This window comes from Streptomyces sp. NPDC059832, from assembly GCF_042731715.1.
GTDB lineage: Bacteria > Actinomycetota > Actinomycetes > Streptomycetales > Streptomycetaceae > Streptomyces.
In genome coordinates this window covers 340,991-363,187 of sequence record NZ_JBHWIY010000006.1, presented here as the reverse complement: position 1 = coordinate 363,187, position 22,197 = coordinate 340,991, and the positions used below count along the sequence as shown (strand labels likewise).

At 72.1% G+C, this 22,197-nt stretch carries 18 protein-coding genes and 1 pseudogene; 10 read left to right on the top strand and 9 right to left on the bottom strand.

Going from position 1 to position 22,197, the window contains the following annotated elements:
* Position 1: 1 nt before the first annotated feature.
* Together ACFV8T_RS13890 and ACFV8T_RS13885 are read left to right on the top strand one after the other, a co-directional pair.
* Positions 2 to 1,597 carry an HtaA domain-containing protein gene (locus tag ACFV8T_RS13890; RefSeq protein ID WP_385327267.1) on the top strand — a complete coding sequence of 532 codons (1,596 nt, stop codon included), beginning with the start codon at positions 2 to 4 and terminating at the stop codon, positions 1,595 to 1,597.
* A gap of 78 nt (positions 1,598 to 1,675) precedes the next feature.
* The gene (locus tag ACFV8T_RS13885; RefSeq protein ID WP_385327265.1) at positions 1,676 to 2,374 is read left to right on the top strand and encodes a PhzF family phenazine biosynthesis protein; all 699 of its coding nucleotides are present in this window, start codon (positions 1,676 to 1,678) and stop codon (positions 2,372 to 2,374) included.
* Here ACFV8T_RS13885 and ACFV8T_RS13880 read toward each other — a convergent pair.
* Together ACFV8T_RS13880 and map are read right to left on the bottom strand one after the other, a co-directional pair.
* Positions 2,364 to 3,029 (bottom strand): heme oxygenase (biliverdin-producing), encoded by a 666-nt coding sequence (locus ACFV8T_RS13880; protein WP_385327263.1) that lies wholly within the window; start codon positions 3,027 to 3,029, stop codon positions 2,364 to 2,366. The two genes, ACFV8T_RS13885 and ACFV8T_RS13880, sit on opposite strands and share 11 nt — an antisense overlap.
* Before the next feature lie 270 nt (positions 3,030 to 3,299).
* Positions 3,300 to 4,157 (bottom strand): type I methionyl aminopeptidase, encoded by an 858-nt coding sequence (gene map, locus ACFV8T_RS13875; protein WP_385327261.1) that lies wholly within the window; start codon positions 4,155 to 4,157, stop codon positions 3,300 to 3,302.
* A gap of 58 nt (positions 4,158 to 4,215) precedes the next feature.
* On the opposite strand from map, the gene ACFV8T_RS13870 reads away from it, so the two are divergent.
* Complete coding sequence (locus ACFV8T_RS13870; RefSeq protein ID WP_266420007.1) at positions 4,216 to 4,446, top strand: hypothetical protein; 231 nt, start codon at positions 4,216 to 4,218, stop codon at positions 4,444 to 4,446.
* A gap of 42 nt (positions 4,447 to 4,488) precedes the next feature.
* Here ACFV8T_RS13870 and ACFV8T_RS13865 read toward each other — a convergent pair whose 3' ends face one another.
* Positions 4,489 to 5,796: an MFS transporter gene (locus ACFV8T_RS13865; RefSeq protein ID WP_385327258.1), complete on the bottom strand. Its 1,308-nt coding sequence runs from the start codon at positions 5,794 to 5,796 to the stop codon at positions 4,489 to 4,491.
* Positions 5,797 to 5,874: 78 nt separating this feature from the next.
* On the bottom strand, positions 5,875 to 6,477 hold the full coding sequence (locus ACFV8T_RS13860; RefSeq protein ID WP_385327256.1) for a hypothetical protein: 603 nt from the start codon (positions 6,475 to 6,477) through the stop codon (positions 5,875 to 5,877).
* Between the two features lie 119 nt (positions 6,478 to 6,596).
* On the opposite strand from ACFV8T_RS13860, the gene npdG reads away from it, so the two are divergent.
* Together npdG and ACFV8T_RS13850 are read left to right on the top strand one after the other, a co-directional pair.
* Complete coding sequence (npdG, locus tag ACFV8T_RS13855; protein ID WP_385327254.1) at positions 6,597 to 7,307, top strand: NADPH-dependent F420 reductase; 711 nt, start codon at positions 6,597 to 6,599, stop codon at positions 7,305 to 7,307.
* 204 nt (positions 7,308 to 7,511) lie between these two features.
* Positions 7,512 to 7,685, top strand: a complete 174-nt coding sequence (locus ACFV8T_RS13850) for a hypothetical protein (RefSeq protein ID WP_385327252.1) — start codon at positions 7,512 to 7,514, stop codon at positions 7,683 to 7,685.
* Positions 7,686 to 7,701: 16 nt separating this feature from the next.
* On the opposite strand, the gene ACFV8T_RS13845 is transcribed toward ACFV8T_RS13850, so the two are convergent.
* Entirely contained in the window at positions 7,702 to 8,508 is an 807-nt protein-coding gene (locus ACFV8T_RS13845; protein WP_385327250.1) for a site-2 protease family protein, read from the bottom strand.
* A 203-nt stretch (positions 8,509 to 8,711) separates the two neighbouring features.
* Between ACFV8T_RS13845 and ACFV8T_RS13840 the strand changes: the two genes are divergently transcribed.
* A complete protein-coding gene (locus tag ACFV8T_RS13840; RefSeq protein WP_385327248.1) occupies positions 8,712 to 12,026 on the top strand; it encodes a BTAD domain-containing putative transcriptional regulator in 3,315 nt (1,104 codons plus the stop codon).
* A gap of 9 nt (positions 12,027 to 12,035) precedes the next feature.
* On the opposite strand, the gene ACFV8T_RS13835 is transcribed toward ACFV8T_RS13840, so the two are convergent.
* The 3 genes from ACFV8T_RS13835 to panB form a co-directional block, all read right to left on the bottom strand.
* Entirely contained in the window at positions 12,036 to 12,890 is an 855-nt protein-coding gene (locus ACFV8T_RS13835; protein ID WP_385327246.1) for an ABC transporter permease, read from the bottom strand.
* Positions 12,887 to 13,909 (bottom strand): ATP-binding cassette domain-containing protein, encoded by a 1,023-nt coding sequence (locus ACFV8T_RS13830; RefSeq protein ID WP_385327374.1) that lies wholly within the window; start codon positions 13,907 to 13,909, stop codon positions 12,887 to 12,889. The genes ACFV8T_RS13835 and ACFV8T_RS13830 overlap by 4 nt, the downstream gene beginning before the upstream one ends.
* Positions 13,910 to 14,041: 132 nt before the next feature.
* Positions 14,042 to 14,929 carry a 3-methyl-2-oxobutanoate hydroxymethyltransferase gene (panB, locus tag ACFV8T_RS13825; protein WP_385327244.1) on the bottom strand — a complete coding sequence of 296 codons (888 nt, stop codon included), beginning with the start codon at positions 14,927 to 14,929 and terminating at the stop codon, positions 14,042 to 14,044.
* A gap of 193 nt (positions 14,930 to 15,122) precedes the next feature.
* On the opposite strand from panB, the gene ACFV8T_RS13820 reads away from it, so the two are divergent.
* From ACFV8T_RS13820 to ACFV8T_RS13805, 4 genes and pseudogenes are all read left to right on the top strand, one after another.
* On the top strand, positions 15,123 to 16,739 hold the full coding sequence (locus ACFV8T_RS13820) for an MFS transporter (RefSeq protein WP_385327242.1): 1,617 nt from the start codon (positions 15,123 to 15,125) through the stop codon (positions 16,737 to 16,739).
* Between the two features lie 140 nt (positions 16,740 to 16,879).
* Entirely contained in the window at positions 16,880 to 17,530 is a 651-nt protein-coding gene (locus ACFV8T_RS13815) for a TetR/AcrR family transcriptional regulator (protein WP_385327240.1), read from the top strand.
* Positions 17,531 to 17,787: 257 nt separating this feature from the next.
* A complete protein-coding gene (locus ACFV8T_RS13810) occupies positions 17,788 to 18,816 on the top strand; it encodes an endonuclease/exonuclease/phosphatase family protein (protein WP_385327238.1) in 1,029 nt (342 codons plus the stop codon).
* A 269-nt stretch (positions 18,817 to 19,085) separates the two neighbouring features.
* A pseudogene (locus tag ACFV8T_RS13805) lies at positions 19,086 to 20,276 on the top strand (MFS transporter); the annotation flags it as partial.
* A 6-nt stretch (positions 20,277 to 20,282) separates the two neighbouring features.
* Here the strand turns inward: ACFV8T_RS13805 and ACFV8T_RS13800 are convergent.
* Complete coding sequence (locus tag ACFV8T_RS13800; protein WP_385327236.1) at positions 20,283 to 22,037, bottom strand: NAD+ synthase; 1,755 nt, start codon at positions 22,035 to 22,037, stop codon at positions 20,283 to 20,285.
* Positions 22,038 to 22,197 lie beyond the last annotated feature (160 nt).

The window sequence follows — 22,197 nt, the reverse complement described above, 5'->3', positions numbered from 1 at the left end:
CATGGCAGCCACCCGCCGCCCCATAGCCCTCACCGCCGCAGTCGCCACCGCCGCCGCCCTAGGCGCCACCGTGTTCGCCCTTCCGGCGCTCGCCGCCGACGGCCCCGCAGCCGGTGGAGCCGCCGCCGCGGCGCCGACGCTGGAGCTGAAGGACGGCACGCTCGAATGGGGCGTCAAGGAGTCCTTCCGCAAGTACCTCGCCTCGTCGTTCTCCGGCGGGAAGATCACCGTCAAGGACGGTGCCACCCAGGCGCCCGACAACGGCGTGTTCACGTTCGGCGGCGGCAAGGGCACGTACGACACCGCCACGCACGGCACCGAGACCGCCTTCGGCGGCGACGTCAACTTCTACGCCCACGGGGGCGTTCTCGACATCACGCTCTCCGACGTGAAGCTCGCCACGACCGGTACGGGCGGCGCGATCACCGTCGACGTCACGACTCCCCAGGGCACCCGCGACGACGTGAAGTTCGCGGCTCTCGACCTCTCGGCGGTGAAGCCAGGCCGGGGCGAGGGCGGCGCGATGGTCTTCAAGGACATCCCGGCGACGCTGACGAAGGCGGGCTCCGAGGCGTTCGACGGCCAGTACAAGGAGGGCGACGCGCTCGACCCGGCCACCCTCTCGGTGAAGGCGGTCACGCCCCCGACCACCGAGCCCACGGAGGAGCCGACCACCGAGCCGACCGGAAAGCCCACCACGAAGCCCACCACGAAGCCGACCGGGCCGACCACCGAGCCGACCGCCAAGCCCACCTCGACCACGTCCCCGTCCCCCTCGGACACCGACAAGCCGGCCGCCGCCGACCGGGGCGACGTCGTCGACGGCACCCTGGACTGGGGCGTCAAGAAGTCCTTCCGTACGTACGTCACGGGCCCGATCGCCCACGGCAAGGTCGAGACGACGGCCGGTGCCACCGCCTCCGGTGACGGCTACCGGTTCCCCGACGCGACCGGCCACTTCGACGCCACGAAGCAGACCCTGAACGCCGAATTCCAGGGCAAGGTCCGCTTCCTGGGCCACGAGGAGAACGGCGCGTACACCCTCGACCTCTCCCTGACCGGCATGGAGATCCAGGTGAACGGCACGAAGGGCACCCTGATCGCGGACGTCTCCACCAAGGACCGCACGACCAAGAAGGTCTCCACGTACACCGGTCTGGCCGTCGCGGACCTGAAGGTGCCGAAGGGCCGACTCGCCGCCAGGAACGGCGTGGTGAACCTCTCGGCCGTCCCGGCGACCCTCACCGCCGACGGCACCAAGGCCTTCGGCGGCATGTACCGGGCCGGTGAGCAGCTCGACGCGCTGACCGTCGCGGTCGCCCTCGACAAGGACGCCGAACTCCCGGGCGCCGCGGGCGGTTCCGGTTCCGCGGGCGGTTCCGGCTCGACGGGCGGCACCGCGACCGCCGGTGGCAGCGCAGGCGGCTTTGCAGGCGGCTCCGTGGGCGGTTCGGCCGGCGGTTCGGTCGGCGGCGCGGGCTCCCTCGCCGCCACCGGCTCCGAACTCCCGGCGGGCGCCCTGTTCGCCGCCTCGGGCGTGGTCGTGGCGGCCGGTGCCGGAGTCGTGATCGCGGCCCGCCGTCGCCGTACCGCCTGACCCGTCCGCCTCCCACGACCGCACCGCCCGGGTGGACCGGCCGAACGGCCGCCACCCGGGCGGTGCTTGAATGCTGACGTGAGCGACAGCGACTTCGACGTACCCGCGGGCATCGACGTACTACGCGTGTTCTGCGGCCCCGACGGCCGGCACGGCAACGCCCTCGGCGTGGTGCGCGACGGCAGCGCCTACCCGGACCGGGCGTCCCGGCAGGCGCTGGCCGGGCGGCTCGGCTTCAGCGAGACGGTGTTCGTCGACGACCCCGAGCGCGGACACGTCGACATCTACACCCCGGGTCTCCGCCTCCCGTTCGCCGGACATCCGCTCGTCGGCACGGCCTGGCTGCTCGACCTGGAGATCCTGGAGCTTCCGGTCGGGGAGGTGTTCGCCCGTCAGGACGGCGAGTTCAGCTGGATCACCGCCCGCCCCGAGTGGGCACCCCCGCGCACGCTGGAGCGGTACGGGTCCGCCGCCGAGGTCGAGGCACTGACCGGGCCACCGTCCGGGGAGGGCTGGCTGTACGTGTGGGCCTGGGAGGACGAGGCGGCCGGCCGGGTCAGGGCGCGGGCGTTCCCCCGGCGCGACGACAACATCGTGGAGGACGAGGCGACCGGGGCGGCGGCGCTGCTGCTCAGCGCGGAGCTGGGGCGCGCCCTCAACATCACGCAAGGACGCGGCTCCCAGATCCTCACCGCTCCCGCGCCCGACGGCACGGTGGAGGTCGGGGGCCGCGTGACACTCGCCGCCGTCCGCGCCCGGCAAGGCGCTACGCGCTGAGCGGGAACACCTCGCCCAGCTCCCGGAACACCGCCGTGTTCAGCGCGAACGCGCGCTTGCACTCGTCGACGATCCGCTGCTTCTCCAGGTCGTCCGCGTCCACCGCGTCCAGCAGCTCGCGGTAACCCCGCTTGAACGAGGCGGGGTTGGATATCTCCTCGAAGACGTAGAACCGGACCCCGTCGCCCCTGCGCGCGAAGCCCCAGGTCTTCTCCGCCTTGTCACGGATGATCTGGCCGCCGGAGAGGTCGCCGAGGTAGCGGGTGTAGTGGTGCGCGACATATCCGGCCGGCCAGCTGCGGGCGCACTCGGCGACCCGGGCGGCGTACGCGGCCGTGGCGGGCAGCGGCTCCAGGCCCTCGCGCCAGTCCGCACCCCGCAGATGGGCCAGATCGCGCTCCAGCTCGGCGGTGCGCATCAGCTCGGGCCGTATGAAGGGACCGGCGACCGGATCGCCGTGCAACGCCTGCGCCCCTTCCTCCAGCGCCCGGTACACGAACCACAACTGCTCGGTGTAGCGCGTGTAGGCGTCCACTCCGAGCCGCCCGCCCAGCAGGTCGCTCATGAAGGTCGAGGTCTCCGCCTCGGTGTGCTGCTCGTGCGACGCGGTGCGGATGAGCGTCGAGAAGGGCGTGGTGGTGGCGGTTGCGTCCAAGGCGGGCCTCCGGGGACCGAGGGGGGACGGGAAGTCCAGAAAGAGACGGAAATATCGGCAGCGACCGCGTACTGCGGCGGTGGCTGTCGACAACCCCGATCTTCCTACTTAGGCTTACCTAAGTCAATAACTTCCCGACGCTCTGTCGGTAAAAACGATACGCCTGGTTCCACCTCTGCGGGGGGTACGCGAAAGCGGCCGCCCGGGGGGCGGCCGCTTTCAGGGAGGAACTGTCCGGGGGGACGGGGGACGGGAGACGGCGACGGGGGACTACGGGAGCGTCAGGATCTCGGCGCCCGTCTCCGTCACCACCAGCGTGTGCTCGAACTGCGCGGTGCGCTTGCGGTCCTTCGTCACCACGGTCCAGCCGTCGTCCCACATGTCGTAGTCGTGGCTGCCCAGCGTCAGCATCGGCTCGATGGTGAACGTCATCCCGGGCTGCATCACGGTGGTCGCGTGCGGGCTGTCGTAGTGCGGAATGATCAGGCCGGAGTGGAACGAGGAACTGATCCCGTGCCCGGTGAAGTCCCGCACCACCCCGTAACCGAAGCGCTTGGCGTACGACTCGATGACCCGACCGATCACATTGACCTGCCGCCCCGGCCGGACCGCCTTGATCGCCCGGTTCAGCGACTCCTCGGTGCGCTCCACGAGGAGCCGGGACTCCTCGTCCACGTCGCCGCAGAGATACGTGGCGTTGTTGTCGCCGTGCACACCGTCGATGTACGCCGTGACGTCGAGGTTCACGATGTCGCCGTCGCGCAGCACCGTGGAGTCCGGGATGCCGTGGCAGATCACCTCGTTGAGCGAGGTGCAGAGCGACTTGGGGAACCCGCGGTAGCCGAGCGTCGACGGGTACGCGCCGTGGTCGCACATGAACTCATGGGCGACCCGGTCGAGTTCGTCCGTGGTGACACCCGGGGCGATGTGCTTCGCGGCCTCCGCCATCGCCTGCGCGGCGATCCGGCCGGCGACGCGCATGCGCTCGACGGTGTCGGTGTCCTGGACCTCCGGACCGGTGTACGGGGTGGGGGCCGGCTTGCCCACGTATTCGGGGCGCCGGATCTTTCCGGGCACGGAGCGGATGGGAGTGATCTCCCCGGGTGCGAGCAGCGACTGGCCAGACATGTCAGCGAGTCTAACCAGCGCGCTTGGGGCAGCATGGCCCCGAGGGAAGGAGCCGCTGATGGCCCTGTTCAAGAAGCGCACGGTCGGCAAGCCGGGCGAGTGGTACTACTGCCTGGAGCATCACAAGGTCGAGGAGGGCCCCGAGTGCCCGGCCAAGGACCGTTTCGGGCCCTACACCTCCCGCGAGGAGGCACAGCACGCCATGGACACCGCCCGGGAGCGGAACCTGGAGTGGGAGAACGACCCCAAGTGGCATGACGGGGGCACGCCGCCCGATCCGGAGGCATGACCCGGGGCGCCGGGCCGGGCCCCCGCCCCGGGGGCCCGCTCCTCAGAGCCTGTCGGGTGACGGGCTGGACTTCCTGGCGTCCCGCCTGCGCAGCGCGTCCTCGTCCGTGTCGGAGTCGTAGGTGAGCAGCTTCGGAAGCGCTGCCGTGAGCAGCGCGACCGAGGCCACGCACGCCACACCGCCGCTCCAGATCGCCGAGCGGGTCCCCGTCCAGCCCGCCATCGCACCGGCCCGCACCTGGCCCAGCTGCGGGCCGACGCTGTACGAGAGCACCTCGATGCCCGCCAGCCGGCCCCGCAGCTCCTCCGGGATGGTCTGGTTCCAGATCGTGGAGCGGCCGAGACCGCTGAGCATGTCGCCCGCGCCCGCCACCGCCAGGCAGACCAGCACCAGCCACACATTGCCGAACCATCCGGCCGCCGCGATGGCCAGCCCCCAGACCGCCGCCCCGAACACCACGAACAGCCCGTGCCGCCGCACCCGCGACGTCCAGCCGCTGGTCAGCCCCAGCACCAGCGAGCCGACCGAGTCCGCGGCGTACATCAGGCCCAGCGCCCAGTCGGCGTGCAGGTCGTCCGCCAGGAACGGGAAGATCGCGTTCGGGAAGGCGAAGAACATCGCGGCCATGTCGACCGCGTACGTCCCCAGCAGCACCGGCCGGCTCCAGGCGTACTTCGCGCCCTCCACGATGCCGCGCAGCGACGGCTTCGCGTTGTCCCGGGCGGGCGGCGCGGGCGTCAGACGCAGACACAGGAGCACGGAGACGGCGAAGGTGGCCACCGTGACCGTGTACGCCGTGGCGTGCCCGGCGTAGGCGACCACCAGCCCCGCCACCGCCGGACCGGTGATCGCGCCGAACTGCCAGCGCAACGAGTTCAGCGCGGCGGCCGCGGTCAGCTGCTCGTGCGGCACGATCCGGGCCATCAGGGAGTCCAGCGCGGGCCGCTGGAGCCCGGCGAGCGCGGAGACCCCGGCCGCCACCAGATAGAGCGGCCAGAGCATCGGGGTGGGCAGCGCCGCGTTGACCAGGAGCACCAGGGCGAGCACCCCCAGCCCCGCCTCGGTGGCCAGGATCACCTTGCGGCGGTCCGCGGAGTCCGCGAGCGCCCCGCCGTACAGACCGAAGACCACCAGCGGCACCAGCTCGACCGCGCCCATCACGCCGACGGCCAGCGGCGAACCCGTCAGCTCCTTGATCTGGAGCGGCAGCGCGATCATCGCCATGAAGCTGCCGAAGTACGTCACCAGGCCCTGGATCCACAGCAGCCGGAAGTCGGCGGAGGAGCGCAGGGGCGAGAGATCGGGCAGCAGAGCGGCCAGCCGGGCGGCCGGGGACGGAGCAGTGGTCACGGGGGGCCATGCTCCGGCGCGGCAGGTGCCGCCGCAACAGCTTTTCCGCGGCGGCCCCTCTGTCCGGCCGCCGGGCTCTCACCAGCGGGCGGGAGGAGGGGACGTCAGCTGGTCGGCGAGCCGGGACAGCCGGTCCCGGAAGCCGCGGCGGCCACGCGGCGCGGGGGCGCTGTTCTCCCCGGCCGCCGCGCTCACCAGATGCTGCACGGTGTCCAGGTCGACGTCGTCGTCGCCGGTCACCGCGAGCGTCTCGTGGGCGAGCCCGCGCACCTCCGGGTCGCCGTCGTTCAGCGAGAGCACCGTGGCCCCCGCGCGCCGTGCGTCGTGCACCCGCTCCAGCAGCCCCGCGCCGGGCCGCTCCGGGGCCACCAGGAGCAGCGTCTCGCCCCGCCCGGCCGCCTCGATCCGGCCCAGACCGACGGCCAGATGCGCGGGGCCGCCCGGCTCCACCCGGTGGCGTACCAGGGTGGGGGCCAGCTCCGGCAGCCCGGACCAGGTGGACTCGTCGACCAGATGCGCCGCCAGATGCCACGGCTCGTACGCCGCCGTCCCCACCAGCAGCAGACCGCCGCCGTGCGGGACGACGGACGACCTCAGCGCTCCGGCGAACCGCCGGGTGGCGGCGGGCCACTCGGTCCCGGCGAGCACTTCACGGAGCAGGGCGACGCGTACGGCATCCATGGCCCGGCATCATGCCCCAGGACCGGTGCCCGGCACCGGGGAACGGCTCCGGACCAGTCGAACGGGGAACGAGGGGTGACACCGGGTCCCGCTCCGTGGCGGGCAGTAATGTCGGAGCCATGACTACGAATGGCAGTGACAGCGCGGCCAAGCCCCCCGCCAAGGACCCCTGGGACCTTCCCGACGTCTCCGGGCTGACCGTCGGGGTGCTCGGTGGCACCGGCCCCCAGGGGCGCGGCCTGGCCTACCGGTTCGCCCGCGCCGGGCAGCAGGTGATCATCGGCTCCCGGGCCGCCGACCGTGCGCGGAGCGCCGCCGAGGAGCTGGGGCACGGCGTCGAGGGCGCGGACAACGCGGAGTGCGCCCGCCGCAGCGATGTCGTGATCGTCGCCGTGCCGTGGGACGGCCACGCCAAGACCCTGGACTCGCTGCGGGACGAACTCGCGGGCAAGCTCGTCATCGACTGCGTCAACCCGCTCGGCTTCGACAAGAAGGGCGCCTACGCGCTGAAGCCCGAGGAGGGCAGCGCCGCCGAGCAGGCCGCCGCCCTGCTGCCGGAGTCCCGGGTCACCGCCGCCTTCCACCACCTCTCGGCGGTGCTGCTGCAGGACGAGGCCATCGAGGAGATCGACACCGATGTGCTGGTGCTGGGCGAGGCCCGCGCCGACACCGACCTCGTACAGGCGCTGGCGGGCCGGATCCCCGGCATGCGTGGCATCTTCGCCGGGCGGCTGCGCAACGCGCACCAGGTGGAGTCGCTGGTCGCCAACCTGATCTCGGTCAACCGCCGCTACAAGGCGCACGCCGGGCTCCGTACCACCGACGTCTGAGCCGGACCGGCCGCCACCGACGTCTGAGCCGGACCGGCCGCCATCGACGTGTGAGCCGGACCGGCCGCCATCGACGTGTGAGCCGGACCGGCCGCCACCGACGTGTGAGCCGGAGCCGCTGCCGGACCCACCCTGCGGCGAGCGGAAAGGGGCATGGGGGACACTGGACGGGACCGTGCATCACCCCCGACAGGAGCCGCCCCCATGCCCCGACTCGCTCTCTACGCCATCACCGTCTGTGTCCTGGCCGTCGTCGCGGCCGTGATCTCGTTCGTCCAGGGCAGCCTGCTCGGGATCGTCTGGGTGCTGCTGGCCGGGCTCTCGTCCAACATGGCGTGGTTCTACCTGCGCCGGCAGCGCGCACAGACCGCCGGATGACGGCCGGTCCGCCGGGTCACGGGCCGACCGCGCAGACCGGATACTCCTCGTTCCAGTTCTCCCAGAACCGGTAGGCGGCGCGGCCGCACTCCGTCCCCAGGCCGTTCACGCCCAGCGAATCCAGCACACCGTGGACCATGTCGAAGAAGACGTGGTTGACCTCCGGGATCCACAGCACGCCGAACACCGCGAGCAGCCCGAACTGCGCGAACGGTTCCACCTGGCGCCGGATCCGGTACGACAGCCAGGGCTCGATCACCCCGTACCCGTCCAGTCCGGGGACCGGCAGGAAGTTCAGGATCGCCGCGGTGACCTGGAGCAGGGCCAGGAACGCCAGCGCGTACCGGAACTCCCTCGGGACGCCGCCCAGCGCGTGCAGCCAGAACGGCGCCGTGCACACCAGCGCGAACAGCACATTCGTCAGCGGGCCCGCCGCCGAGATCAGGCTGTGCCTCCAGCGACCGCGGATCCGCCCCCGCTCGATGAAGACGGCGCCGCCGGGCAGACCGATACCGCCCATGATCACGAACAGCACCGGCAGCACGATGCTGAGCAGAGCGTGCGTGTAGGCGAGCGGATTGAGGCTGAGGTAGCCCTTCGCGCCGACCGAGAGGTCCCCGCTGTGCAGCGCGGTGCGGGCGTGCGCGTACTCGTGCAGGCAGAGCGAGACCACCCACGCCCCCGTGACGAAGACGAAGACCGCGAGGCCGTACGGATATCCGGTGCCCGTCCACACCGCCCATCCCGACACCGCCGTCACGGCGGCGATCCCGAGGAAGACCGGGCTGATCCGCCGGTCGCTGCGGGCTGCTGCGGTGGTCATCGGCGAACTCCTGAGGGTGGCCGGAAGGGAACGGTACGGCGGGCGGCGAGCCCGACCGTACCGCCGACACGCCACAAACGTCTCGCGCCGGGGCAGTGGTTCCGTAAAGGGTGGGGGCATGACGAACGATCCAGGAACACCGCGCACAGGGGCACGGTCGGACATGTGTGCCCATCCCGATCCCGGTCACGGACAATAGGCCGGTGCGCTACTGCATCCTCGGAACGACCCGGGCACTTCGCGACGACGGCACGGCCGTCGCCCTCGGCGGGGCGCGGCTGCGCGCCCTGCTCACCGTCCTCGCGCTGCGTCCCGGCCGCATCGTCCCGGCCGCCGTGCTCGTCGACGAGGTGTGGGACGGCGAGCCGCCCGCCGACGCGGTGGGCGCCCTCCAGGCGCTCGTCGGCCGGCTCCGGCGGGCCGTCGGCCACGACGCGGTGGTCTCCGCGGACAGCGGCTACCGGCTGGCCGCCGAGCCGGACGCCATCGACCTGCACCGCTTCGAGCGGCTCGCGGGGGAGGGGGCGCGGGCGCTGAAGGAGGGCGACGCGGCGAAGGCCCGGACCGTGCTCGACGACGCGCTCGGCCTGTGGCGCGGCCCGGTCCTGGCCGATCTGCCCGACCGCGGCGCCGACGCGGCCCGCTGGGAGGCCCGGCGGCTGGACGCCCGCCGCAACAGGCTCCGCGCGGACCTCGCGCTCGGCCACGCGGACGAGGCCCTGCCCGAACTGGCCGCCCTGTGCGCCGAGCACCCGATCGACGAACCCCTTCAGACGCTGCGGCTGCGGGCCCTGCGCGACGCCGGGCGCACGGCGCAGGCGCTGGCCGCCTACGACGAGGTGCGCACCGTGCTCGCCGACCGTCTGGGCACCGACCCCGGCCCCGAGCTGCGCTCGCTCCACGCCGAGCTGCTCCGCCAGGAGCCCGCGCGCCCGGCCGCACCGGCCGCCCCGCACCCGCCCGCCCGCACCGGGGCCCCCGCCGCACCGCAGGGCAACCTCCGGGCCCGGCTGACCAGTTTCGTCGGGCGCGAGGGCGATATCGACGTCCTGCGCGAGGACCTCTCGCACGCCCGTCTCGTCACCCTCCTGGGCCCCGGCGGCGCGGGCAAGACCCGGCTCTCCCAGGAGGCCGCCGAATCCGTCGCGCCCGCCTGGCCGGACGGTGTCTGGCTGGCCGAACTCGCCCCCGTCGACGATCCCGAGGCGGTGCCGGAGGCCGTGCTGACCGCGCTCGGCGCCCGTGAGACCGTCCTGCGCGGCGCCGGTGCCGAGGAGCTCAGGGTCGCCGAGGGAAACGTGAGCGCCCCCCTCGCACGCCTCACCGAGCACTGCTCCCGGCGCCGCATGCTGCTGCTCCTGGACAACTGCGAACACCTCGTCGGGGCCGCCGCCGCCCTCGCCGACCACCTGCTCGCCCACTGCCCGCACCTCACCGTGCTCGCGACCAGCCGTGAACCCCTCGGCGTGCCGGGCGAGTTCGTCCGCCCCGTCGAACCGCTGCCCGACCCGATGGCGCTGCGCCTGCTCGCCGACCGCGGCGCCGCCGCCCGGCCGGGCTTTCGGGCCGACGCCGACGAGGAGACCGCGGCCGCCGCGGCGGAGATCTGCCGCCGCCTCGACGGGCTGCCGCTCGCCATCGAACTCGCCGCCGCCCGGCTGCGGATGCTCACCCCGCGCCAGATCGCCGACCGGCTCGATGACCGGTTCCGCCTGCTCACCAGCGGAGCCCGCACCGTACTGCCCCGCCAGCAGACCCTGCGCGCCGTCGTCGACTGGTCCTGGGACCTGCTCGACGAACCCGAGCGCGCCGTGCTGCGCCGGCTCTCCGTCTTCGCGGGCGGCTGCACCCTGACCGCGGCCGAGGCGGTCTGCGCGGACGGACCCCGGGAGGCGCGCGAGGTCGCCGGGCTGCTCGGCTCCCTCGTCGACAAATCGCTCGTCGTCGCCGCGCCCGCCGAGGACGGCGAGATGCGCTACCGGCTGCTGGAGACCGTCGGTGAGTACACCGCCGAACGGCTCGGCGAGGCGGCCGAGCGGGACCCCGTGGTCCGGCGTCACCAGGTGTTCTTCCGGGAGCTGGTCCGTACCACGGAACCCCGGCTCCGCGGCGCCGGACAGCGGTCCGCCATCGCGCTCCTCCAGCGCGAGTACGAGAACATCCGCACCGCCCTGCGCCACGCCGTCGCCGCCCGCGACGAGCAGGAGGCGCTCTGTATGGTGCTCTCGCTGTGCTGGTACTGGCAGATGCGCGATCTGAGCAGCGACGCGCTGCACTGGGCCGAAGCCGCCGCCGCGCTGGGCCCCGACCCCTTCGCCCCGCCCGCCGAGCCCGCGCCCTCCATCCACGAACGCTGCACCGACGCACCGCCGCCCATGGGGCCCGAGCTGCTCCAGGAGGCACGCCGCCAGGCGGGCCTGATCCGGCTGGTCAGCATGGAGCACGCCACGGAGAGGTGGACCGACGAGCCGAGCATGGCCCGGCTGCGTGTCATCGCGAACACCTACCGGACCGGCCAGCCGCAGACCTGCCGGGTCCCGGCATCGCTCTGGTTCTTCGCGGTCATGCTCGTCGGGGAGACCGGCAGGCTGCGCGGGCTGCTGGACGAGACGGTCCGCGCCTGCCGGGAGTTCGGCTACGAATGGGAGCTCGCCGCGGCCCTCCAGATGCGGGCCAACGTGCTGGCCAACCGGCCCGAGTGGTCGGGCGAGGCGCGCACGGACGCCGACGAGAGCCTGGCGCTCTTCAGCCGGATCGGTGACGACTGGGGCATCGCCGAATCGCTCTCGGCACGGGGTGAGGCCCACGAGCGGCGCGGCGAGTACGCGCGCGCGGCCGAGGACTACCAGGCCGCGATCGGCTATGCGAACAAACTGGGCGCCCCCTCCCAGGTGGCGGTCCTGCGCACCAGATACGCGGCCGTGCTCACCGAGATGGACCGCGGCGCCGAGGGCGAGGCGATCCTGCGCGAGGTGATCGCCGAGCGGCTCGATGCGAGGTCCATCGCCCGGCTCCATCTGGCCATGTGGCTGGGCCGCAGTGGCCGCACCGGCGAGGCGCGCGAGCAACTGGCCGTACTGCGCGAGGAGTTCCACTCCGAGACCATGGCGATCTTCGAGGGGGTCGTACTGGGCGCGGTGGCCTGGCTGGACAACCAGGACGGGCGGTACGCGGACGCCCTGCCCCGGGGCCTGGTCGCGCTGGAGCGGTCCCACGACCGGCTGTCGCAGTTGGTGGCGCCGCAGATGTCCGTCATCCATCTCGTCTCCCTCGCCCGCTCGTTGGCCGGCATCGGCGGCGAGCGGCGGGCCACCACCGCGGCCCGGCTGCTGGGGACGGGCCGGGAGCTGCTGCCCCGGGGCCATGTGCCGACGTCGATGGAGCGGGACGACTGGGCCCGCGCGGAGGAACTGGCCGTCGGCGTACTCGGCCGGGCCGCCTACGAGAGCGCGTACGCCGAGGGCGGCGGCCTCTCCCTGGAGGAGGCCACCGCCCTCGTGGACGCGTACCGGGAGTGACCCCGTCCGTCAGGACTTCTTGCGGAACCTGGAGACCGCGAGCGGGGCCATCACCGCGGTGATGACCACGGTCCAGCCGAGCGTCACCAGGACCGAGTGGGCGAGCGGGCCGCCCATCATCAGGGCGCGCGCGGCGTCGGCCAGGTTGGACAGCGGGTTGTAGTCGGTGAACGTCTGGAGCCAGCCGGGCATCGTCTTCGTCGGGGCGAAGATCGAGGAGCCGAACTGGAGCGGCATCAGCACGAGCATCCCCATTCCCTGGACCGCCTGGGTCGTCTTCATGGTCAGCCCGAGCAGGATGAAGATCCACATGATGGCGGCGCCGAACGCGGCCGACAGCGCGATGGCCCCGATCAGCCCGAGCACCGACTCCTGGAGCTCCATGCCGAGGGCGAAGCCCATGGCCAGCAGGATGAGGGTGGCGACCAACATCCGGCCCAGCTCGACCACGATCTTCGCGATGAGCACCGAGGAACGGGCGATCGGCATCGTCCGGAACCGGTCCATGACGCCCTTGCGGAAGTCGTCGTTGACCCCGGAGCCGACCGCCATGGCGATGTTCATGCCCATCATCGCCATCAGGCCGGGTATCAGGTAGTTCAGATACTCCTGCCGGCCGCCGCCCATGCTGCCGCCGACCGAGCCGCCGAAGACGTACACGAACAGCAGCGTGAAGACGACCGGCATCAGGAGCGCGTCGAACATCGACTCCGGATCCTTCTTGATCTGGAGCATGTTGCGCCGCACCAGCGCCCCGATGTGCCGCAGATTGTTCCGCAGCCCTATCCGGCCCTCGTCGTGGACCGCCTTCGCCCGGGGGGACTCGGTGGGCGTGGGCGTGGGTGTCAGAGTCGCCGTGCTCATGCCGCGACCTCCTCGGGGATCGTGTCGGTGGCGGAAGCGGACTTCTCGCCGGTGATGGCCAGGAACACCTCGTCCAGGCTGGGCAGCGCGGTGGCCACATGCGCCAGCGGGAAGCCCCGGGTGCCGAGCAGGCCGATGACGGAGGTCAGCTGTTCGTCGCTGAGGATCGGTACGTACAGCAGCCCCTCGTCCGGGACGGCCTGCGCTCCCGCGACACCGTCCAGACCGGCCTCCCTGATGGCCTGCGCCATCGCGGCCAGCTGCGCCGGGTCCGAGGGCCGGATCTGCAGGGTGCGGCCGCCGACCTTCGCCTTCAGCTCGTCGACACCGCCGCGGGCGATGATCTTCCCCTTGTCGATGACGGTCAGCTCGTTGGCGAGCTGCTCGGCCTCTTCCATGTACTGGGTGGTGAGCAGCACGGTCGCCCCCTCCGCGACCATCCGCTGCACCTCGTCCCAGACCTCGTTACGGGTGCGGGGGTCCAGCCCCGTCGTCGGCTCGTCCAGGTACAGGACGGCCGGGCTGCCGATCATCGAGGCGGCCAGGTCGAGCCGGCGCCGCATCCCGCCGGAGTAGTCCATCGCGGCCTTTTTGGCCGCGTCGGTGAGCGAGAAGCGCTCCAGCAGCTCGTCCGCGCGGGACCGGGCGGTCTTGCGGGGCAGGTCGAGCAGCCGCCCGATCATATAGAGGTTCTCCCAGCCGGAGAGCTTCTCGTCGACCGAGGCGTACTGCCCGGTCAGGCCGATGGTGCGGCGCAGCTGCCGGGGCTGCTTCACCACGTCGTAGCCCGCCACGGTGGCGTGCCCGGCGTCGGGAACTATCAGGGTGGAGAGGCAGCGTACGAGCGTGGTCTTCCCGGCGCCGTTGGGGCCGAGCACACCGAGCACGGTGCCTTCGCGGACATCGAGGTCCACGCCGTCCAGAGCCTTGGTCGTGCCGTAGTGCTTGACCAGCCCCCGTACCTCGACGGCGTTCGTGCCGCTCCTGGGGTTCTTGTCGATTCGCGTCATGCCGACCATCGGACCAGCCGCCACCGACAGTCCACCGACAGCGGGCCGACAGCCCGCCGATGGGGGATGTCGGCGGGCTGTCGGTGGTGCGGGCAGTGGTCCGTGCCCCGGGACCCGGTGCGCGACCGGACCCCGGTGGAACTAGTGGAAGGTGTGCTCGGCGGCCGGGAAGGCGCCGCCCACGACCTCTTCCGCGAACTCCTTCGCCGCGTCGCCCAGCACCTTGCGCAGGTCCGCGTACTGCTTGGTGAAGCGCGGCACCTTGCCGCCGGTCAGCCCGACCATGTCGGTGTGGACCAGCACCTGGGCGTCCGTGTCGGGGCCGGCGCCGATGCCGACGGTCGGGATGTGCAGGGTGCGGGTGACCTCGGCGGCCAGCTCGGCCGGTACGAGCTCCAGGACGACGGCGAACGCGCCCGCGTCCTGCACGGCCTTGGCGTCGCGCAGCATCTGCTGGGCGGCCTCCTCGCCGCGGCCCTGCACCCGGTAGCCCATCGCGTTGACGGACTGCGGGGTCAGGCCGATGTGGGCCATGACCGGGATTCCGGCGTCCACCAGCAGCTTGATCTGCTCGTGGCTGCGCTCGCCGCCCTCCAGCTTGACCGCGCCGACGCCGGACTCCTTGATCAGCCGGGTGGCGTTGCGCAGGGCCTGGACCGGGCTCTCCTGGTACGCCCCGAAGGGCAGGTCCGCGACGATCAGGGCACGCCTGGTGCCCCGGACGACCGCGGCGGAGAGGATCGCGATCTCGTCCATCGTGACGGGCACGGTGGTCTCGTAGCCGAGATGGCAGTTGCCCATGGAGTCGCCGACGAGCATGACCGGGATTCCGGCCTCGTCGAAGACGGACGCGGTCATCGCGTCGTAGGCGGTGAGCATGGGCCACTTCTCGCCGCGCTCGGTGGCGGCGGCGATGTCGTGGATGGAGACACGGCGGGTGCTCTTGCCTCCGTACAGCGCCTTGCTGCTGTCGGTGGGGGCCCCCGCGGGGGATGTTGCGGACTGGTTCCGCGCAGCCTGAAGCGACATTGCGAACGGCTCCTTCGTCATCTCGAGGCGCCCTGACGGCGTCCCCGGACCGGTTCCATGGTGGCATCCCGTGACGGTCCACGGGAAGTGGGCCCGCACATTGACGGTGAGCGCATGGCCGGAAGGCGACCTCACCGGTCACATGTTTCCAATACGAGACGGTCTCGTATCGAAATCGGATAAGCTCCTTGCCATGTCGATACCGTCCGGTGCTCGCGCTGCCGAATCCCAGATCCCGGAGGCGGTCCACCGTCGCCGCTGGGCGATCCTCGTCGTCCTGATGTTCAGCCTGCTCATCGTCGTGCTGGACAACTCGATCCTGAACGTCGCGGTCAAGACCATCGCCAGTCCCGCACCCACGGGCCTCGGGGCCACCCAGAGCGAGCTGGAATGGGCGATCAACGCCTACACGCTCGTCTTCGCCGGACTCCTCTTCACCGCGGGCCTGCTCGGCGACCGCATCGGCCGCAAGAAGGTGCTGCTCTTCGGCATCCTGCTCTTCGGCGTCGGCTCCGCGCTGGCCGCCATGTCCGGCTCGCCCGCCCAGCTGATCACCTGGCGTGCCCTGATGGGCCTCGGCGCCGCGTTCGTCATGCCGGCCACCCTCGCCGTCCTGATGAACGTCTTCGAGCGCGACGAGCAGCCCCGGGCCATCGGCATTTGGGCGGGCAGTGTCGGTGTGGCCATCGCGATCGGCCCGATCACCGGCGGGCTGCTGCTCGAACACTTCTGGTGGGGTTCGATCTTCCTGGTCAATGTGCCCGTGGTGATCGTGGCGCTGATCGCGATGGTGCTGCTGGTGCCGGACTCCAAGGACCCGAACCCGGGCCGGACCGACCCGCTCGGTGTCGTGCTCTCCATCGTCGGCCTGGTGATGCTGGTGTACGGCATCATCCGCGGCGGCCAGCTCGCCGACTTCACCGAACCGGTCGTGCTCCTGTCGAGTCTCGGCGGTCTGCTCGTCCTGGCCGGGTTCGTCTGGCACGAGAAGCACACCACCCACCCGGCCATCGACATCTCGTACTTCAGGGAGCCGTCGTTCGCCGCGGCCGTCGCCGCCATAGCGCTGGTCTTCTTCGCCCTGATGGGGGTGACCTTCTTCTCCGCCTTCTACATGCAGAGCGTGCGCGGCTGGAGCGCGCTCCAGGCGGGTCTGATGCTGCTGCCGCTGGCCGCCACCCAGATAATCTTCGCGCCCCGGGCCCGGCTGTTCGTCGACCGTTTCGGCGCCCGCGCCACCTGCACCGTCGGCATGCTGCTGGTCGCGGTCGGACTGGCGGCGTTCGCGTTGTTCGACGGCACCACACCGGTCTGGGTGCTGTGTCTGCTCTTCTTCGTCCAGGGCACGGGCATGGCGCATGTGATGACGCCGGTCACCGTCGCGGTGATGCAGGCGCTGCCCCGGGAGAAGGCCGGTTCCGGATCGGCCGTCAACAACACCTTCCGGCAGGTCGGCGGGGCGCTCGGGGTTGCCGTGCTCGGCTCGGTGCTCTCCACCGTCTACCGGGGCGACATCGAGGGGCACCTCGGCGCGCTCCCGGCCGGTGCCAGGGCGGCGGCGGGGGAGTCGATCGAGGCGACGCTCGGCATCGCGGACAAGATGGGCCCGGCGGGCGCCCCGCTGGTCGCCTCGGCCAACGACGCGTTCCTGAAGGCCATGCATGTCACCGCCGTCGGTTCGGCGACCATCGCCCTGGTGGGCGCCCTCGTGGTCGCGCTGTTCCTGCCGGGGAGGCCGCGCGCCGAACCGGAGCCCGGCGGATCCGGCGAGGGCGACCGGTCGGTGCGCGCGGCGGAGGCGGGCCGGTGAGACCGGCGGCCCGGAAGAGCCGAGAGCGCCGCCCCGGTTCCCGGGCGGACCCCGGGAACCGGGGGCGGCGCACGGAGCCACCGCCACCGTCGGCGAGAATCGGGACGGCGGTCGGACGGTGCGGCGAGAGGTGGAGCGACGTGCGGGTACAGGCACAGGTGCAGGACCGGGACCAGCCGTTCCGGGAGGATCCGGAACCACGACGGGGCCGGCCGCGCAGCGCGGCGGCCGAGCGGGCGATCCTGGACGCCGTCGTCGAACTGCTGGAGGCCGGTGAGCCCCTGGCAGGCCTGTCCATCGAGCGGATAGCCCGGACCGCGGGGGTCGGCAAGGCGACCATCTACCGGCGGTGGAGCGGCAAGGAAGAACTCTTCGTCGACGTCCTGAGGGACATGGAGCCGCCGGAACCCGCCGTCTCCGGCACCGCCGGGCTCGACGACCTGCGGCTGCTGCTGGAATCGCTGCGCAGGCGCGGCCTGGCCCAGCGCTCCTCGGTCCTGCTGCACAACGTGTTCGCGCAGATGAAGAGCCACCCCAAGCTGTGGGCGGAGTACCACTGCAACGTCATCGCGCCCCGCCGCGTGGCCATGCTGGCCGCCGTGCAGCGCGCGGTCGACGCCGGCGAACTCCGCGCGGACCTGGACGTGGGGCTGATGGACGACCTGTTCCTGGGGCCCATGCTCGTACGCACCGTCCACCGGCCCGACGCGCCGCTGCCCGAGGACCTCGCCGACCGCATCGTCCGGGTCCTGGTCGAGGGCCTGGCGCCCCGTCCGGCCGACGACGCCTGACGCTCCCGGGCACCCGGCACCCCCGTACGGCCACTCCCGGGCGCCTGACACTCCCGGACCCGGAAACCGGAATCGGACCCGTCCGATTGTGATCGTTCTGTCACAAGCCCGTATGGCCCCCGCCCGGTCGGAACCCGGCGGACCCCGCCCTTCGTCCTCGTGGCAGTACGGCCGTCGTCGACGGCAGGAAACCCGCCGCTCATCACCTAGGGTCGTGGACGCGGCGACATGCACGGCAAGGCAGTGAGGACAGCGCGATGGTGCAGGCGTACGGAGCGGACACCGGGAACGACCGTGCGGAACCGGAGCGTGCCGGGACGGGATCCCGCCTCCGGGACCTGCGCGACAGGTGGACCCGTGACCCGGGCATCTGGCGGCGCGGCATCGTCCTCGCCCTCTGCTCGGTCCTCCTCACCCTCGTGATGGTCTTCCACGCCAGGATCCCGAACGCCATCGGCAACCTGGGCAGCCTCTCCGAGACGTTCCTGCCGTGGATCGGGGTGTTCGTCCCGCTGCTGCTGGTCCTCGGCCTGGTGCGGCGCTCGGCGACCGCGCTGATCGCCCTGCTGCTGCCGGTCGTGGTCTGGTTCAACGTCTTCGGCGGTCTGCTCACCGACAAGTCCGGCAGCGGCGGCGACCTCACCGTGGCCACCCACAACGTCAACGCCGACAATCCCGACCCCAGGGGCACCGCCCAAACGGTCGCGGACTCCGGCGCCGATGTCATCGCCCTGGAGGAACTGCCGAGCGGCAAGGTGGCGACGTACGAGGCGGCACTCGCCGACCGCTACCCGTACCACTCGGTGCAGGGGACCGTCGGCCTGTGGAGCAAGTACCCGATGAGCGGCACGAAGCCGGTCGACATCAAGATGGGCTGGACCCGGGCGATGCGCTCCACGGTGACGACCCCGAAGGGCGAGGTCGCCGTCTACGTGGCGCATCTGCCGTCCGTACGGGTCAAACTGCACGCCGGATTCACCGCCAACCAGCGCGACGACAGCGCGGACGCCCTGGGCGAGGCCATCGCCGACGAACGGCTCGGCAAGGTGATCCTGCTCGGTGACCTCAACGGCACGATGAACGACCGCGCGCTGAACGGGGTCAGCTCCCAGATGCGCTCCACCCAGGGCGCGGCCGGCGACGGCTTCGGCTTCAGCTGGCCGGCCTCGTTCCCGATGGCACGGATCGACCAGATCCTGGTGAAGGGCGTCGAACCGATGTCCTCGTGGACGCTCGCGGCGACGGACAGCGACCACCTGCCGATCGTGGCGCGCGTGGAACTGTGACGCGGAGGTCCCTTCCGCCCCACCGAGGGCGAACCGTGACGCGCTGAGCCGTTCCGCCACCGAGGACGGACTCCGACGAAACGGTCCGTTCACCCGCGCGCACAAACCGTCTGAGAGAATTTGTTCCGTTCGGGAACCAAGGGCGTCCGGCGACGGCGCCGGACCCGGCCGCGCGCCGGCCCGCCCGGTTCCCTCCTCCGCCTCCCGCCCACCGGTTGGCCCTGCCCGGCCGGGGCGGGCCGGGCTTTCCTGCGGAAAGGTCTCTCCTCATGCCCCTGGCCCTGCTCGCACTCGCGGTGAGCGCCTTCGGCATCGGTACCACGGAGTTCGTGATGATGGGCCTGCTGCCCAATGTCGCGGACGACCTGGGCACCTCCGTACCCACCGCCGGCCACCTCGTCTCGGCGTACGCGATCGGCGTCGTGGTGGGGGCCCCGCTGCTCACCGCCGTCGGCTCCCGGATCCCGCGCAAGCGGATGCTCCTGCTGCTGATGGCCCTCTTCACCGTAGGCAACCTCGCCTCCGCGTTCGCCCCCGGCTTCGGCTGGCTGCTCGGCGGACGGTTCCTGGCCGGGCTGCCGCACGGGGCGTTCTTCGGCGTCGGCGCGGTCGTCGCGGCCCGGCTGGTCCCCGAGGGGCGCCGGGCGCGGGCCGTGGCCACCATGTTCCTCGGCCTCACCGTCGCCAATGTCGTCGGTGTCCCGGCGGCCACCCTGCTCGGCCAGCACCTCGGCTGGCGGGCCACGTTCCTGGTCGTCGCGGCGATCGGGCTCTGCGCACTGGCGGCGCTCGCCCGGCTCGTACCGCAGATGCCCGTCGACGCCCACCAGGGCCTGGGCCGGGAGCTGCGCGCCCTCGGCAACCGCCAGGTGCTGCTCGGCCTGCTCACCGCCGTGTTCGGCTTCGCCGGAGTCTTCGCCGTGTACTCCTACCTCTCGGCCATGACGACCGAGGCGATGGGCTTCGGCGAGTCCGCGGTGACGCCGGTGCTCGCGCTCTTCGGCATCGGCATGACGCTCGGCGCACTCGCGGCGGGACCGCTCACGGACCGGGCGCTGCGGCCGACGCTGTACGGATCGCTCGGCGCGCTCGCCGTCGTCCTCGCCCTCTTCCCGTTCGCCGTCCATGTGCGGTGGGCCGCGCTGGTGCTGGTGGTGCTGCTCGGCGGGGTCGGCTTCATGACGACGACGCCGCTCCAGATGCTGGTCATGAACAAGGCCAAGGACGCCCCGACCCTGGCGTCGGCCTCCAACCACTCCGCGTTCAACCTCGCCAACGCGGGCGGCGCGTGGCTGGGCGGCGTCGCGATCACGGCGGGCTGGGGGTGGACCTCCCCGGCCCTGGTCGGCGCGGCCCTCGCGGTCGCCGGCCTGGCGGTGGCGGTCACGGCGGGCCTGCTGGACCGGGAACGCGCACCGGGGGCGTCGAGGGTGGTGACCCGTGCGGACGCGCGGCCCGCGCCCCGCTCAGCCCGACTCGCGCCACCGGTTGGTGATCGGCAGCCGCCGGTCCTTGCCGAAGCCCTTCGGGGAGATCTTCGTGCCCGGCGGGTACTGCCGCCGCTTGTACTCCGCCGTGTCCACCATCCGCAGCGTCTTCGCCACCAGCGCCGCGTCGAACCCGGCCGCGACGATCTCGTCCAGCCCCTGGTCCCGGTCGACGTACAGCTCCAGGATCCGGTCCAGTACGTCGTAGTCGGGCAGCGAGTCCGTGTCGACCTGTCCCGGGCGCAGCTCGGCGCTGGGCGGCTTGATGATGGACGCCTCCGGGATCGGCGGGATCTGCCCGCGCTCCTCGGCGGCCCGGTTGCGCCACTTCGCGAGGCGGAAGATCGACGTCTTGTAGACGTCCTTGATCGGGCCGTACGCCCCGACCGAGTCGCCGTACAGCGTCGAGTAGCCGACCGCCAGCTCGGACTTGTTGCCCGGCGCGAGGACGATCTGGCCCTCCTGGTTGGAGACGGCCATCAGCATCGTGCCGCGCAGCCGGGACTGCAGGTTCTCCTCGGCGAGACCGGTCAGCCCCAGCGCACCCATGTACGCGTCGAACATCGGCTCGATCGGTACGGTGCGGAAGTTCAGCCCGGTACGGCGGGCCAGCTCGGCCGCGTCGCCCTTGGAGTGGTCCGAGGAGTACTTCGACGGCATCGAGATGCCGTACACGTTCTGCGCGCCCAGCGCGTCGCAGGCGATCGCCGCGACCAGCGCCGAGTCGATCCCGCCGGAGAGCCCGATCAGCACACTGCTGAAGCCGTTCTTGGCGGCGTACGCCCGCAGGCCCACGACCAGCGCCGAGTACAGCTCCTCGTCGTCGTCCAGCCGCTCGGCGTACCCGCCGGCCAGCTCCGCCGGGTACGCCGGGAGGGGCTCCTCGGAGAGCACCACGTGGTCGATCCGCAGTCCGTCGTTGACGACACCGGACGGCGGCTCCGGGGCGGCGGCCGGCAGCTCCAGGTCGAGTACGACGCTGCCCTCGGCGAACTGCGGGGCACGGGCGATCACTTCGCCGTCCCGGTCGACGACGATCGAGTCGCCGTCGAAGACCAGCTCGTCCTGGCCGCCGATCATCGCCAGGTACGCGGTGGTGCAGCCCGCCTCCTGGGCCCGCTTGCGGACCAGTTCCAGCCGGGTGTCGTCCTTGTCCCGCTCGTACGGCGAGGCGTTGATCGACAGCAGCAGCCCGGCGCCGGCGGCCCGCGCGGCCGGCACCCGGCCGCCGTCCTGCCAGAGGTCCTCGCAGATCGCGAGCGCCACGTCGACGCCGTGAACCCGTACGACCGGCATCGAGTCGCCCGGCACGAAGTACCGGAACTCGTCGAAGACGCCGTAGTTGGGGAGGTGGTGCTTGGCGAAGGTCAGCGCGACCTGCCCGCGGTGCAGCACCGCGGCGGCGTTCCGCGGGGAGCCGGCGGGCTGGCCGTAGCGGGGCTGGGCCGTCTCGGAGCGGTCGAGGTAACCGACCACGACCGGCAGTTCCCCGAAGCCCTCCGCGTCGAGCCGGGCGGCGAGCGCGCGCAGCGCCTGCCGCGAGGCCTCGACGAAGGACGGGCGCAGGGCCAGGTCCTCGACGGGGTAGCCGGTCAGCACCATCTCCGGGAACGCCACCAGATGGGCGCCCTGTTCGGCGGAGTGCCGGGTCCAGTGGACGATCGCCTCGGAGTTGCCGGCGAGATCACCGACGGTCGAGTCGATCTGATTCAGTGCGAGACGTAGTTGAGGCACGCGGACCAGTGTAATCGTCTGACTGACGCAATGTCCTGGGGGGGGGGGGGGGGAAGGACGCGACAAACGAGAGGGGGGGAGAGGGAAGGGGCGAGGTTCCCCCGGATGGGGGGAAGAAGAACACGGACAGCAGACGGCTCTAGAGTCCCCCCCACGCGAT